A 13728-nucleotide genomic window follows, 5' to 3' on the forward strand; every position below is an offset into this window, starting at 1 on the left:
TACCGGTCAAAAGACCAGAAATCAGCACTCACCAGGTCTACCCTGAAGCGCTCATTTCTGAACTCTCTAACACTCACCGCAACACGAGAGAGTGGTGGAGCCAAGCGGGATCGAACCGCTGACCTCCTGCGTGCAAGGCAGGCGCTCTCCCAGCTGAGCTATGGCCCCGTATTCTTCTGCACCAAGCAATTGGTAGGTCTGGGCAGATTTGAACTGCCGACCTCACCCTTATCAGGGGTGCGCTCTAACCAACTGAGCTACAGACCTATAACAGGGTCGCGTTACAGCATCGTCTTCGACTATGAATCAAGCAATTCGTGTGGATACTTATGAAGAAGCTGATGTCTTCGATTAAGGAGGTGATCCAGCCGCAGGTTCCCCTACGGCTACCTTGTTACGACTTCACCCCAGTCATGAATCACTCCGTGGTAACCGTCCCCCCGAAGGTTAGACTAGCTACTTCTGGAGCAACCCACTCCCATGGTGTGACGGGCGGTGTGTACAAGGCCCGGGAACGTATTCACCGTGACATTCTGATTCACGATTACTAGCGATTCCGACTTCACGCAGTCGAGTTGCAGACTGCGATCCGGACTACGATCGGTTTTATGGGATTAGCTCCACCTCGCGGCTTGGCAACCCTTTGTACCGACCATTGTAGCACGTGTGTAGCCCTGGCCGTAAGGGCCATGATGACTTGACGTCATCCCCACCTTCCTCCGGTTTGTCACCGGCAGTCTCCTTAGAGTGCCCACCATAACGTGCTGGTAACTAAGGACAAGGGTTGCGCTCGTTACGGGACTTAACCCAACATCTCACGACACGAGCTGACGACAGCCATGCAGCACCTGTGTCTGAGTTCCCGAAGGCACCAATCCATCTCTGGAAAGTTCTCAGCATGTCAAGGCCAGGTAAGGTTCTTCGCGTTGCTTCGAATTAAACCACATGCTCCACCGCTTGTGCGGGCCCCCGTCAATTCATTTGAGTTTTAACCTTGCGGCCGTACTCCCCAGGCGGTCAACTTAATGCGTTAGCTGCGCCACTAAGTTCTCAAGGAACCCAACGGCTAGTTGACATCGTTTACGGCGTGGACTACCAGGGTATCTAATCCTGTTTGCTCCCCACGCTTTCGCACCTCAGTGTCAGTATCAGTCCAGGTGGTCGCCTTCGCCACTGGTGTTCCTTCCTATATCTACGCATTTCACCGCTACACAGGAAATTCCACCACCCTCTACCGTACTCTAGCTCGCCAGTTTTGGATGCAGTTCCCAGGTTGAGCCCGGGGCTTTCACATCCAACTTAACGAACCACCTACGCGCGCTTTACGCCCAGTAATTCCGATTAACGCTTGCACCCTTCGTATTACCGCGGCTGCTGGCACGAAGTTAGCCGGTGCTTATTCTGTCGGTAACGTCAAAACACTAACGTATTAGGTTAATGCCCTTCCTCCCAACTTAAAGTGCTTTACAATCCGAAGACCTTCTTCACACACGCGGCATGGCTGGATCAGGCTTTCGCCCATTGTCCAATATTCCCCACTGCTGCCTCCCGTAGGAGTCTGGACCGTGTCTCAGTTCCAGTGTGACTGATCATCCTCTCAGACCAGTTACGGATCGTCGCCTTGGTGAGCCATTACCTCACCAACTAGCTAATCCGACCTAGGCTCATCTGATAGCGCAAGGCCCGAAGGTCCCCTGCTTTCTCCCGTAGGACGTATGCGGTATTAGCGTTCCTTTCGGAACGTTATCCCCCACTACCAGGCAGATTCCTAGGCATTACTCACCCGTCCGCCGCTAAATCAGGGAGCAAGCTCCCGTCATCCGCTCGACTTGCATGTGTTAGGCCTGCCGCCAGCGTTCAATCTGAGCCATGATCAAACTCTTCAGTTCAATACTGCTTGGGTTTTGAGAAACCCCTAAACTTGGCTCAGCAATCGCAAAACTTTCAAATTAATGAAAGGTAACTCTCGAATTAACGAGTGTTGCTTTGTGATGCTGATAATCAGTTGACTATCAGTCTTACCTCACAAGCACCCACACGAATTGCTTGATTCAGTTGTTAAAGAACAGTTGGTTAAGCCTTTCGTCTCAACCGAGGCGCGCATTCTACAGCAGCCTCTCTACCTGTCAAGCTGTTTTTCGATTTTGTTTCCGGAGAAACTTCTTTCTACTCAACCACTTGCGCCTTCGATCAGAACTTCTTCTCTCCAGCGGGAGGCGCATTCTACAGCGTTCAAAACCGCTGTCAACCACCTCTTTCAAACCGCTTTCGATCCATTCGACCGAACCACCAACAGAACTAAACCATCGCCCTGTCGACCGGCGCGCATTCTACACGCCAGATCCAGCTTTGCAAGCCCTTCACTCAACTTAACTTATTGATTAACAAGCAGTTTTTGAAGCGCTTCATCGCTGAAGTGGCGCGCATTCTACCGCCAGCAGAATGCGCGTCAAGCTTATTTTGCAGTTTTATTACTCGGCCTTGAGGGTGATGCGCGCAAAGGCCTTCTTGCCGGCCTGACAGATATGGGCAGAACCCACCTTGAACAGGAAAGCGCGGTCAACCACCTCACCATCGACGCGCACGCCACCCGAACCCAGCAGATCGCGAGCCACGGCAGCATTCTTAACCAGGCCTGCCTTATTAAGGACGGATGAGATCGGCATATCTTCAATCGAGGTCAACTCAACCTCAGGCAGATCTTCCGGCAGCTCGCCATCTTTCATACGGTTGCCAGCGGAACGGTGAGCATTGGCCGCAGCCTCTTCACCGTGAAAGCGCGCCACGAGCTCTTCGGCCAGCTTGATCTTGATGTCACGTGGATTGGCGCCCTGCTCGACATCACGCTTGAACTGCTCGATCTCTTCCATGGAACGGAAGCTGAGCAGCTCGAAGTAACGCCACATCAGCGCATCGGGCATGGACACCAGCTTGTTGTACATCACACCCGGCGCTTCCTGGATACCCACATAGTTGCCCAGCGACTTGGACATCTTCTTCACACCGTCGAGACCCTCCAGCAACGGCATGGTGACGATGCACTGCGACTCCTGGCCATAGGCGCGCTGCAGCTCGCGCCCCATCAGCAGGTTGAATTTCTGGTCGGTACCGCCCAGCTCGACATCAGCCTTCAGCGCTACGGAATCGTAGCCCTGCACCAGGGGATAGAGAAACTCGTGAATGGCGATCGGCTGGTTGCTGCTATAGCGCTTGTCGAAGTCATCACGCTCGAGCATCCGCGCCACCGTGTACTGCGACGTCAGACGAATGAAATCGGCAGGCCCCATCTGGTCCATCCAGGTGGAGTTGAAAGCCACCTCGGTCTTGGCCGGATCGAGAATCTTGAAGACCTGCTGCTTATAGGTCTCAGCATTATCCAGAACTTGCTCACGGGTCAGCGGCGGACGAGTAGCGCTCTTGCCGCTGGGGTCACCGATCATTCCGGTGAAATCCCCGATCAGAAAGATCACATGGTGACCGAGCTCCTGAAACTGACGCAGCTTATTAATAAGCACGGTGTGACCGAGATGCAGATCCGGCGCGGTAGGGTCGAAACCCGCCTTGATCCGCAGCGGCTGACCACGCTTGAGCTTTTCGACCAGCTCAGCCTCAACCAGAACCTCTTCTGCACCGCGCTTGATCAGCGCCAGCTGCTCTTCGACCGACTTCATGACAGAACCCGCAACCACTGGAAATTGAAAGGGAACCAACCATACAAGATCGCGGACTAATTACAAGTTTTGCCCAGGGTAAGCGCCCTGAGCATCCGTTCGGCATGTCAAGGGTTGCTCCAAGCCGATTTTGGTTATATTTTATACAGTTAATGCATATTCCAAGAAAACGCCTCACGCCATGACGCAAAATATTCCCAAAGCCCCGCCCTACCCTAAAAGCCATATCCTGGCTGCTAGCGGTGTAGCTGCGCTGCTGAGCCTGGCTCTGCTGGTGTTTCCTTCGCGTGAAGTCGAAGCGCAGAAAACCTTTCTCGATCTGGACCTCGGTAACGATACCGAGCAGGTGCTGCAGGAAAAGGATGACCTCCGAGCGGGACTGCCCGTGCCTGGCGCCGCTTCGCCCTTCGCCAAGATCGAGCAAAGCGCGAACACCGCCGAAAACAGCGCAGAAGACGCTGACGAAGATCTCCTAGAAACAGCCGACACCACTCCTCCTTCCGACCCCAACCACCACAACATCACGGTCAGTAATGGCGATACGCTTTCTACCGTGTTCGCCAAGGTCGGTCTGAACGCCAATGATCTGCATGAAGCGCTCAATAGCAGCAAGGACGCCAAGCAGTTCAGCCGCCTCAAAGTGGGCCAGGTGCTGGACTTCGAACTGAACGAAGACGGCAAGCTGAAGAGTCTGCAGAGCAAGCTCAGCGATCTGGAAACCATTCGCCTCAGCCGTACCGACAAAGGCTTCGATTTCCAGCGCGACCAGGTCAAGCCTGAGGTGGTCACCGCATACAGCCGCGGCGTGATCAACAGCTCGCTGTTCCTTTCCGCCAAGCGTTCGGGCCTGTCTCATAGTCTGACCATGGACCTCGCCAACGTGTTTGGCTACGACATCGATTTCGCCATGGATATTCGCGAAGGCGACGAGTTCGAGGTGATCTATGAAGAGAAGGTGGTGAACGGCAAGCGCGTTGGCACCGGCAACATTCTCTCGGCGCGCTTCACCAATCGCGGCAAGACCTATACCGCCGTGCGCTACACCAGCAAGCAAGGCACCACCAGCTACTACAATGCCGATGGCGAAAGCATGCGCAAGGCATTCATCCGCACGCCGGTGGACTTCGCTCGTATCAGCTCGCGCTTCTCCACTGGTCGCAAGCACCCGATCCTGAACAAGATCCGCGCACACAAGGGTGTCGACTATGCTGCGCCACGTGGCACGCCGATCAAGGCGGCCGGTGACGGTCGCGTGACGCTGGCAGGTCGTAATGGAGGCTACGGCAATACTGTGATCATCCAGCACGGCCAGCGTTATCGCACCCTTTACGCACACATGCAGGGTTTTGCCAAAGGTGTGCGCAACGGTGCGAACGTCAAGCAAGGCCAGATCATCGGTTATATCGGTACTACCGGACTCTCCACCGGACCGCACCTGCACTATGAGTTCCAGGTCAACGGCGTACACGTCGATCCGCTCAGCCAGAAGCTACCGATGGCCGACCCGATTGCAGCGAGCGAGAAGCAGCGCTTCATGCAACTGAGCAAGCCGCTGATGGCACGCATGGACCAGGAAAAGGCCACCATGCTAGCCGCCAACCAGCAGTAAGCCGTGCCCCTCTATATCGGCGTGATGTCCGGCACCAGCCTGGATGGGCTGGACATCGCGCTGATCGATCAAGATCAGCGCCCTCACCTGCTCGCCACCCTCTATCGCCCCATGCCAGAACAGCTGCGTAGCGACCTGCTGGCGCTGTGCACCTCGGGTGATGATGAACTGGCGCGCGCAGCCATTGCAGAACAGCGCTGGGTCGAACTGGCCGCTGCCGCTATCAACGAACTCCTGCAGCAACAGAACCTAACCGCGCAGCAGATTCGCGCCATCGGTAGCCATGGCCAGACCGTGCGCCATGAACCGGCGCGCGGCTTCACCATCCAGATTGGCAACCCGGCATTGCTGGCCGAGCTTACGGGCATTTGCGTGGTCGCAGACTTTCGCCGTCGCGATGTGGCTGCAGGCGGTCAAGGGGCTCCCCTGGTCCCAGCCTTCCACCATGATCTGTTCGGCAATAGCCAGCGGCAGGTCGCCGTGCTCAATGTCGGCGGTTTCAGTAACCTCAGTCTGCTTTCACCCGGCCAGGAGGTTCTGGGATTCGACAGCGGCCCTGGCAACGTTCTGCTCGACGCCTGGATTCAGCATTGCCAGGGCCTGGCCTATGACCGTGATGGTGCCTGGGGAGCCAGCGGTACCGTCCACCCGGAGCTATTGAAACGGCTGCTGAGCGATCCCTTCTTCGCCACTCAGGGACCGAAGAGTACCGGTCGCGAGCTGTTCAATCTCGACTGGTTGCTTGGCCATCTGCAAGCATTGCCACAGTTGGCCGGCGAAGACGTTCAGGCGACCCTGGTAGAACTCACTGCGCGCAGTGTCGTCAGCGCCTTGCGCAACGCGCAAGCTCACACGGACGCTCTGCTGGTGTGTGGTGGCGGCGCTCACAACGCTTGCTTGATGAAGCGTCTGAACGAGATGCTGGCAGGAACCGAGGTCAGCAGCACCGCGACTGAGGGTGTAGACCCGGACTGGGTCGAAGCCATGGCCTTCGCCTGGCTGGCACATTGCGCACTTGAAGGCATTGCTGGCAATCGCCCGAGCGTAACCGGCGCCAAAGGCCTGCGCGTGCTCGGCGCCATCTACCCGGCCTGAAAACGAAAACGCCGCGCATCGAGCGCGGCGTCTGTCATCAGGCGGAGCATTCAGATCGAGAAGGACGACCCGCAACCACAGGTAGTGGTGGCATTGGGGTTCTTGATCACGAAACGCGAACCTTCCAGCCCTTCCTGATAGTCGACCTCCGAACCAGCCAGATACTGGAAGCTCATGGCGTCGACCACCAGACTCACGCCTTCACGCTCGACGATGGTGTCGTCCTCAGCCACGTCCTCATCGAAGGTAAAGCCGTACTGAAAGCCCGAGCAGCCGCCGCCCGTGACGAACACGCGCAGCTTCAGACGCGGATTGCCCTCTTCATCGACCAGGTTCTTCACCTTGCTGGCCGCGCCTTGAGTAAAGTGCAAGGGGGCAGGGGTGAAGGTTTCGACGCTCATTCTGGACTCCCGGCGCCATGCGCCATACTGCTTTGGGCGTGCATTATCCGCTTGCCCGACGAAATTGGTCAACTATTGCTCGATTTCCAGCGTAGCGGGAAGCTCGAGTGGCCGCTCACCATCCTTGAGGTGACAAAGGCGCCCCTCGATCTGCGCCCCCATGGCCATCTCCATCAGGCCATAATGCAGGTTGCCGCGAACCCGTGAGCGTGAACCCAGCTCAAGATGGCTGCTGGCGAACACATCACCACTCACCTCTCCATCGATCACTATATGGGGTGCGCGTATCTCACCTTCAACCAGGCCGCCTGCACTTACACGCACCAGACCTTCGGTAGCCAACAGATTACCGGTGACCCGACCATCCACTTGCACCGCGCCCTGAAAGCGCATGTCGCCCAACAGCTCGGCGCCAGCGGCAATCAGGCTGGTCTTACCGCTGAAGCGCTGCAAGTCGGGTTTGGTCTTGTCTTTACTCCACATGGGTAGCTATCGCTCCTGATTTTATCCATTCGAATGTACGGCTCAGCGGTTTGTCGCCCTCGACCTCCGCCTGAACCTTGACCTGACGCGGCTCGAAGCCCTCAGGTAGTTGTAGCTCGCCGAAACGCCCCGCTTCGGGGAAGGACTGGAAGTGCTTGAAAGAGAAGGCAATGCTGCTCTCGCTGACCTCGTCGGACAGCGCCGCCAGCTCCAAGGTGGCCGGCTTACCGTCCTGCAGTCCTTCGACCGTGATACGCAAACGCCCCTGCAATGCCTCATCACTGGTACCGACTCGGCTCATCAGCAATTTGTAGCGGAATCGCTGCGGCGCGTCCGTGGCTTGCAGCTCAAAGGCGCGAATACGAATGCCTTCACGACGACTGGCAGGCGCCAACACGCCTTTATAGAAGGCCAGATCCTGCTGCTGCTTGAAGATCTGCTCCTCCAGCAGCTTGATGGTGCGGCGATTCTGCTCCATGGCCTGCTGAGTGACCTTGTCGCTACTGCCAACCACAGCCAGGCGCTGGCGCAACAGTTCCAGCTCCTGCTCCTGTTCGGCAACACGGGTCAGCAGTGCGTGCGTATCCTCGGGCGTCTGCTGTGGCTGCACCTGTGGCCAGTACCATCCCAGAGCAAAGGCCGCCGGTACGGCGAGTACCAGCAGCAGTTGCAGCCAACGCCGTCTGCGCTCACGACGCGGATCGCTGAGGCGGACCTCCCAGCCCGGTATCACGGCAGCAGGGCCGCGTGCGACAGGCCGAGACGCTCGTCGAGACCGAAGAGGATGTTCATGTTCTGCACCGCCTGGCCGGAGGCCCCCTTGACCAGGTTGTCGATCACCGAGAGCACCACCACCAGGTCGCCGCCCTGCGGACGGTGCACGGCGATGCGGCAAACGTTGCCTCCGCGCACACTGCGGGTTTCCGGATGGCTGCCCGCGGGCATCACATCGACGAAAGGCTCGCCAGCGTAACGCTTCTCGAACAGTGCCTGCAGATCGACCGAGGCATCGGCCACGCGCGCATAGAGGGTCGCGTGAATGCCACGAATCATCGGTGTCAGGTGTGGCACGAAGGTAAGGCCGACATCGCTACCTGCTGCCTGGCGCAGCCCCTGGCGAATCTCCGGCAGGTGACGGTGGCCCTTGACCGAGTAGGCCTTCATGCTCTCGCCGGCCTCACAGAACAGCGAGCCAACGCTGGCACCACGGCCGGCACCGCTGACGCCGCTCTTGCAGTCAGCGATCAGGCTGCCGGCATCGGCCAAGCCGGCTTCCAGCAATGGGATCAGCCCCAGCTGAGTGGCGGTCGGGTAGCAGCCGGGGACGGCGATCAGGCGCGCAGTCTTGATCGCCTCACGATTGACCTCGGGCAGACCGTACACCGCCTCGCTCAGCAGCTCGGGAGCCCCATGCGGCTGGCCGTACCACTTGGCCCACTCCTCGGCATCCTGCAGACGGAAGTCAGCGGAGAGGTCGATCACTCGCGTGCCCGCAGCGAGCAACTCACCAGCCAGCGCATGGGCCACGCCGTGCGGGGTGGCGAAGAACACCACATCACAGGCGCCCAGGGTGGCGACATCCGGCACGCTGAACGCGAGTTCGGGGTAGTGGCCGCGCAGATTGGGGTACATCTCGTCGACGCGCAGGCCGGCCTCGGAACGGGAAGTGATCACGCTCACCTCTGCCTGCGGGTGTTGCGCCAGCAGACGCAGCAATTCGACACCGGTGTAGCCCGTGCCGCCGACGATACCGACCTTGATCATCACATGCCCCTTTGCAAAAGCCATTGGAAAGTTGCCGATGATAAAGCCGCATCGGCCAAGCTCCAACCGCAGAGGTGACGCAGACCGTCAGCTGCCTCTACTATCGAGGCCATTTTTCAGCGCGGGAAGCGAAAATGCTCTATCTCTGGCTCAAGGCTCTGCACATCATCGCCATGGTCTGCTGGTTCGCCGGCCTGTTCTACCTGCCGCGTCTGTTCGTCTATCACGCCATGAGCAGCGATGCCGCCAGCCACGAACGCTTCTGCATCATGGAGCGCAAGCTGTATCGCGGCATCATGATCCCCTCGATGATCGCCACGCTGGGCCTGGGCATCTGGTTACTCAGCCTCAATTCGGCTTACTACTTCACGCAAGGCTGGATGCACGCCAAGCTCACGCTGGTAGTGGCGCTGGTGATCTATCACCACCTCTGCGGCGCTCAGCTCAAGCGCTTTGCCCGCGGCGAGAACAGCCGTAGTCACGTGTTCTATCGTTGGTTCAATGAAGCGCCGGTGTTGGCCCTGCTGGGCATCGTAATCCTGGTCGTCGTCCGCCCCTTCTGAGGAGTTCGCCATGTCTCTGCCTGCCCTGCTCGATCAACGCCTGCGCCTGCCTCTGGTAGCTGCGCCGATGTTTCTGGTGTCCAACCCGGCGCTGGTCAGTGCCTGCTGCAACAGCGGCATCGTCGGCAGCTTTCCGGCGCTGAACCAGCGCGAGAGCGCCGGTTTCGCCGCCTGGCTCGACGAGATCGAAGCCAGCCTGGCGAGCAACGCCGCGCCCTATGCCGTCAATTTGATCGTGCATAACAGCAACCCACGCCTGCAGGCGGATCTGGCCATCTGCGTCGAACACCGCGTGCCCATCGTCATCACCAGCCTGGGCGCGGTGAAGGAAGTGGTCGATACGGTGCACAGCTACGGCGGCTTGGTGTTCCATGACGTGACCACCCGCCGCCATGCTGAAAAAGCTGCCGAGGCCGGCGTGGATGGCCTGATCGCCGTGGCAGCCGGCGCTGGCGGCCACGCCGGGACCTGGAGCCCCTTCGCCCTGCTGGCCGAGATTCGTCAGTTCTTCGACAAGACCGTGCTGCTGTCCGGCTGCCTCAACCACGGCCACGAAATTCTCGCCGCGCAGTTGCTCGGTGCCGACCTGGCCTATATGGGCACGCGCTTCATCGCCACGACCGAGAACAATGCGTCGGCCGATTACAAGGCGATGATTCTCGAAGCGCGAGCCGCCGACATCATTCACACACCCGCCGTGTCCGGTGTACCGGCCAGCTTCATGCGCCAGAGCCTGGAACAGGCCGGCTACGACCTGAAACAGCTGCAGAACAAGGGCGATATCAACTACGGCGAGAAGCTCAAGCCGATGGATGAAGAAGCCAAGGCCTGGAAAACCGTCTGGTCGGCCGGCCAGGGCGTCGGCGGCATCGACGACCTGCCGTCGGTGCAGGAGCTGGTGTCGCGACTCGACCATGAATATCGCGCCGCACTGACACGTAGCCAAGCACTGGGGCAACGCTGGCCGCGATGAAGCGTCGCCATCTGCTGGGCCTGGGCGCGCTCGGTCTGCTCGGCGGCTGGGCGCTGCGCCCAACTGATCGAGGTCGCGAGCATGAGGCCTACTTCGCCGAGCTCAACCGGCAGCTGCAGCGCGATGGCGAGGGCATCCCCACCCTGCTGCTCGACCTCGATCGGCTCGACGCCAACGCCGACCTGCTGGCCGCAAGACTGGGCGGTCACCTCCAGCTGCGCCTGGTGGCCAAATCACTGGCCAGCACCGGCCTGCTGGAATACCTGGCCAAGCGCCTGCAGACCCAGCGCTTCATGGTCTTTCATCAGCCGCAATTGAATCGCCTGGCCAGGAGTTTTCCCCAGGCCGACCTGCTGCTTGGCAAACCCATGCCGGTTGCCGCTGCGCTGAACTTCTATCGCCAGCTTGCGCACCACCTGGATTTCGATCCCGACCGCCAGGTTACCTGGCTGATCGACAGCCAGCAGCGCCTGATGCAATACGGTGAATTGGCCAAGGCGCTGGGGCGACCGCTGCGCATTGCGCTGGAAATCGACGTCGGCCTGGAGCGCGGCGGTTTCGCCACCCCGCAGGCGCTGGCTCAGGCGCTGCTGCAACTTCGTCAGCTGCCGGCACTGCGTCTGCAGGGGCTGATGGGATATGACGCGCATGTCGCACACAGCCCACCCTGGCAGAATCAGTTACGCGCATTCAGGGAGACCGATGAGCGCTATCGACTATTCATCAGCAGCGCTCAGGGGTTCAGCGATCTTTGGCCAGCAAAGCCGCTGCTCAACGGTGCCGGCAGCCTGACCTACCTGCTGCACAGCCAGCAGGAGACTTCGCTCAATGAAGTCGCCGTCGGTTCCGCCCTGCTCAAGCCCGCGGAGTTCGACACGCCACTGCTCAAGGAGCATCAGCCGGCCCTGTGGATCGCCAGCCCCATACTCAAGGTGGTCGACGGCGCCTTGCCCTACCTGCAACCGCTGCAGCCTCTGATCAGCGCCTGGAACCCCAACCGAGAGAACGCCTACTACCTCTACGGCGGTCGCTGGCCGGCACAGCCCGTCTCACCGACCGGGCTCGACTACGACAAACTCTACGGCCGTAGCGCCAATCAGGAGCGCCTGGTGGGTGGTAAAGGCACACGACTGACGAGTAACGATTGGGTATTTCTGCGCCCCGCGATCAGCGAAGGTGTGCTGGGCGATTTCAGCGAAATACGTCTACTACGCCGCGGCCAGCTGGTCGGCCGCTGGAGCACAATAGGCGACAGCTGAAAAATAGCCATGAGAGGCGCTTCAGGCCGCTTGTATATTGGCCTTGCGGCACTCTAGGCTTATGCCTCGCTTGCTGCTCAACGGGCGCTCGCTCCCCCCACTTCCCGCCGACAAGGAAGCTCGCATGAATCAACCGCGTTACAAGATCGTGTTCGACGGCCAACTGATGCCCGAGGCATCGTTGGAAATGGTCAAGACAAACCTGGCCCGCCTGTTCAAGAGCGACCTTGCCCGTATCGACAGTCTGTTCAGCGGAACGCCGGTGGCGCTCAAGCGTGATCTGGGCGAAGGCGAGGCGGAGCAGTACCTCAATGCTTTGCAGAAGGCGGGGGCCAAGGTGCGCAAGGAGCTGGATCAGGCCGCCAGCCTGAGCTTGGTGCCTACGGATGATCATCAGGAGACCGCACCTCAAGAAGTGGCTACGCCCTCCCCCACCAGCACTCACATGACCTGCCCCAAATGCGGTCATGAGCAGGCCAAGGCGAGCGAGTGCTCCGCCTGCGGCATCATCATCGAGAAATACCTCGCTCGCCAGGCACAGCTGGCCGAAGCCGCTCCGGCCCCGGTGCCTGCCGCAGCGACTGCATCGCCCTACGCACCGCCACAGGCGAATGTCGCCGAGCAATTGCCGCAGTACTCCGAACTCAAGGTCCTCGGCGTCAGCGGCCGGATCGGCCGCGTGCGTTACCTGGGCTGGCTGATGGCGATGACGCTGTGTTTCATCCCAATCATGTTGATCGGTACCGGCATTGCCGCGATGTCCTCGACCCTGGCCATGTTGGCGCTGGGCATCGTCAGTATTGCCGCGGTGGTGATCGGCATCTTCATCGGCGTACAGCGTCTGCATGACATCGGTTGGTCCGGCTGGCTGCTGCTGGTACACCTGATCCCGGTGGTCGGCAGCGTGTTCGCCCTGCTGATGCTGATCATCCCAGGCACTCAAGGCGTCAACCGCTACGGCCCACCGCCGCCCCCCAACAGCACTGCAGTCAAGGTACTGGCCTGGTTGTTCCTGCTGGTACCAGTGACCGGTATCGTCGCCGCCATCGCCATTCCCCAGTATCAGGGCTATGTCGAGCGTGCCGCCGAATATCAGGAGCAGTAATTCCCGACCATGCGCAGCTATGCATTGATCACCGGAGCGTCCAGCGGCATTGGCCTGGCCTTGGCCGAAGCTCTGGCACGCCGGGGGCGCAACCTGATCCTGGTGGCGCGCCGGCGTGATGCCCTGGAAAGCATCGCCTGCGAGTTGGCCCAGCGCTTCGGCGTCGAAGTGCTGTTTCGTCTCTGCGACCTGAGCGAGCCGCTGCAATTGTCCGGCCTGCTGCTGGAGCTGGAAGAAGGCCAGTGGCATGTCGATCTGCTGGTGAACAACGCCGGCCTCGGCTGCGCCGGTCCGTTCCTGGAGCAGGACTGGAGTCGCGAGCTGGAGCAGTTGGAAGTCAACGTGTTGGCGCTGACCCGCCTGTGTCACGCACTTGGTCAGCGCATGGCCGAGCACGGCAGCGGGCAGATTCTCAACGTCGCCTCGGTCGCGGCCTTCCAGCCCGGCCCCTGGATGAGCAGTTACTACGCCAGCAAGGCCTATGTGCTGAACTTTTCCGAGGGGTTGCGCGAAGAGCTGAGAAGCCGCGGCGTGCGTGTGTCAGTACTTTGCCCCGGCCCGACCCACAGCGCCTTTTTCCGTGCAGCGCAGATGGACGTCGCGCGGATTACCGGCAGCAAGCTGATGATGAGCGCCGAGGAAGTGGCGCTGATCACCGTGCGCGCACTGGAAAAGAACCGCGCCATCATCATTCCCGGCTGGCGCAACCGCCTGCTGGCCCTGAGTCCACGCCTCGCGCCGCGCTGGCTGGTACGCAAACTCAGTGCTCGCCTGACCCGCCCCTTCACCGGCGCCTGACCGGGTA

12 protein-coding genes, 2 tRNA genes and 1 rRNA gene are annotated in these 13728 nt (G+C 59.9%); 7 read left to right on the plus strand and 8 right to left on the minus strand.

The window, feature by feature from the left end; translation table 11 throughout:
• Positions 1 to 92 precede the first annotated feature (92 nt).
• From JWV26_RS06945 to tyrS, 4 genes are all read right to left on the minus strand, one after another.
• Positions 93 to 168 (minus strand) — tRNA-Ala (locus tag JWV26_RS06945).
• A gap of 22 nt (positions 169 to 190) precedes the next feature.
• Positions 191 to 267: transfer RNA gene (locus tag JWV26_RS06950), tRNA-Ile, on the minus strand.
• A gap of 85 nt (positions 268 to 352) precedes the next feature.
• Positions 353 to 1889 (minus strand): 16S ribosomal RNA (locus JWV26_RS06955).
• Between the two features lie 582 nt (positions 1890 to 2471).
• Positions 2472 to 3671 (minus strand): tyrosine--tRNA ligase, encoded by a 1200-nt coding sequence (gene tyrS, locus JWV26_RS06960; RefSeq protein WP_206418689.1) that lies wholly within the window; start codon positions 3669 to 3671, stop codon positions 2472 to 2474.
• Positions 3672 to 3852: 181 nt separating this feature from the next.
• Here tyrS and JWV26_RS06965 point away from each other — a divergent pair, with 181 nt between their 5' ends.
• Positions 3853 to 5280: a peptidoglycan DD-metalloendopeptidase family protein gene (locus JWV26_RS06965; RefSeq protein ID WP_206418690.1), complete on the plus strand. Its 1428-nt coding sequence runs from the start codon at positions 3853 to 3855 to the stop codon at positions 5278 to 5280.
• A gap of 3 nt (positions 5281 to 5283) precedes the next feature.
• Positions 5284 to 6375, plus strand: a complete 1092-nt coding sequence (locus tag JWV26_RS06970; protein WP_206418691.1) for an anhydro-N-acetylmuramic acid kinase — start codon at positions 5284 to 5286, stop codon at positions 6373 to 6375.
• Between the two features lie 50 nt (positions 6376 to 6425).
• On the opposite strand, the gene erpA is transcribed toward JWV26_RS06970, so the two are convergent.
• The 4 genes from erpA to argC form a co-directional block, all read right to left on the minus strand.
• Positions 6426 to 6776, minus strand: coding sequence for an iron-sulfur cluster insertion protein ErpA (gene erpA, locus JWV26_RS06975; protein WP_003463426.1), 351 nt, complete (start codon positions 6774 to 6776; stop codon positions 6426 to 6428).
• A 72-nt stretch (positions 6777 to 6848) separates the two neighbouring features.
• A complete protein-coding gene (locus JWV26_RS06980) occupies positions 6849 to 7259 on the minus strand; it encodes a bactofilin family protein (RefSeq protein ID WP_196459465.1) in 411 nt (136 codons plus the stop codon).
• Positions 7249 to 7992, minus strand: a complete 744-nt coding sequence (locus tag JWV26_RS06985) for a DUF6776 family protein (RefSeq protein ID WP_241201280.1) — start codon at positions 7990 to 7992, stop codon at positions 7249 to 7251. The genes JWV26_RS06980 and JWV26_RS06985 overlap by 11 nt, the downstream gene beginning before the upstream one ends.
• Positions 7989 to 9023, minus strand: coding sequence for an N-acetyl-gamma-glutamyl-phosphate reductase (argC, locus tag JWV26_RS06990; protein ID WP_072425058.1), 1035 nt, complete (start codon positions 9021 to 9023; stop codon positions 7989 to 7991). Before argC ends, JWV26_RS06985 begins: the two co-directional genes overlap by 4 nt.
• A 134-nt stretch (positions 9024 to 9157) precedes the next feature.
• On the opposite strand from argC, the gene hemJ reads away from it, so the two are divergent.
• From hemJ to JWV26_RS07015, 5 genes are all read left to right on the plus strand, one after another.
• Positions 9158 to 9586: a protoporphyrinogen oxidase HemJ gene (gene hemJ, locus JWV26_RS06995; RefSeq protein ID WP_017675639.1), complete on the plus strand. Its 429-nt coding sequence runs from the start codon at positions 9158 to 9160 to the stop codon at positions 9584 to 9586.
• Positions 9587 to 9596: 10 nt separating this feature from the next.
• Entirely contained in the window at positions 9597 to 10559 is a 963-nt protein-coding gene (locus JWV26_RS07000; RefSeq protein ID WP_206418692.1) for an NAD(P)H-dependent flavin oxidoreductase, read from the plus strand.
• Positions 10556 to 11818, plus strand: a complete 1263-nt coding sequence (locus JWV26_RS07005) for an alanine racemase (protein WP_206418693.1) — start codon at positions 10556 to 10558, stop codon at positions 11816 to 11818. The genes JWV26_RS07000 and JWV26_RS07005 overlap by 4 nt, the downstream gene beginning before the upstream one ends.
• Positions 11819 to 11942: 124 nt before the next feature.
• Positions 11943 to 12923: a DUF805 domain-containing protein gene (locus tag JWV26_RS07010; RefSeq protein WP_206418694.1), complete on the plus strand. Its 981-nt coding sequence runs from the start codon at positions 11943 to 11945 to the stop codon at positions 12921 to 12923.
• A gap of 9 nt (positions 12924 to 12932) precedes the next feature.
• Positions 12933 to 13721, plus strand: a complete 789-nt coding sequence (locus JWV26_RS07015; RefSeq protein ID WP_206418695.1) for an SDR family NAD(P)-dependent oxidoreductase — start codon at positions 12933 to 12935, stop codon at positions 13719 to 13721.
• Positions 13722 to 13728 lie beyond the last annotated feature (7 nt).

It is taken from the genome of Ectopseudomonas toyotomiensis (assembly GCF_017167985.1).
Classification (GTDB): domain Bacteria; phylum Pseudomonadota; class Gammaproteobacteria; order Pseudomonadales; family Pseudomonadaceae; genus Aquipseudomonas; species Aquipseudomonas toyotomiensis.

Bases quoted from the DNA above. Each gene is read 5' to 3' on its own strand.
- tyrS (WP_206418689.1), bottom strand. From the start codon at position 3,671: ATGAAGTCGGTCGAAGAGCAGCTGGCGCTGATCAAGCGCGGTGCAGAA.
- JWV26_RS06965 (WP_206418690.1), top strand. From the start codon at position 3,853: ATGACGCAAAATATTCCCAAAGCCCCGCCCTACCCTAAAAGCCATATC.
- erpA (WP_003463426.1), bottom strand. From the start codon at position 6,776: ATGAGCGTCGAAACCTTCACCCCTGCCCCCTTGCACTTTACTCAAGGC.
- JWV26_RS06980 (WP_196459465.1), bottom strand. From the start codon at position 7,259: ATGTGGAGTAAAGACAAGACCAAACCCGACTTGCAGCGCTTCAGCGGT.
- argC (WP_072425058.1), bottom strand. From the start codon at position 9,023: ATGATCAAGGTCGGTATCGTCGGCGGCACGGGCTACACCGGTGTCGAA.
- hemJ (WP_017675639.1), top strand. From the start codon at position 9,158: ATGCTCTATCTCTGGCTCAAGGCTCTGCACATCATCGCCATGGTCTGC.
- JWV26_RS07000 (WP_206418692.1), top strand. From the start codon at position 9,597: ATGTCTCTGCCTGCCCTGCTCGATCAACGCCTGCGCCTGCCTCTGGTA.
- JWV26_RS07005 (WP_206418693.1), top strand. From the start codon at position 10,556: ATGAAGCGTCGCCATCTGCTGGGCCTGGGCGCGCTCGGTCTGCTCGGC.
- JWV26_RS07010 (WP_206418694.1), top strand. From the start codon at position 11,943: ATGAATCAACCGCGTTACAAGATCGTGTTCGACGGCCAACTGATGCCC.
- JWV26_RS07015 (WP_206418695.1), top strand. From the start codon at position 12,933: ATGCGCAGCTATGCATTGATCACCGGAGCGTCCAGCGGCATTGGCCTG.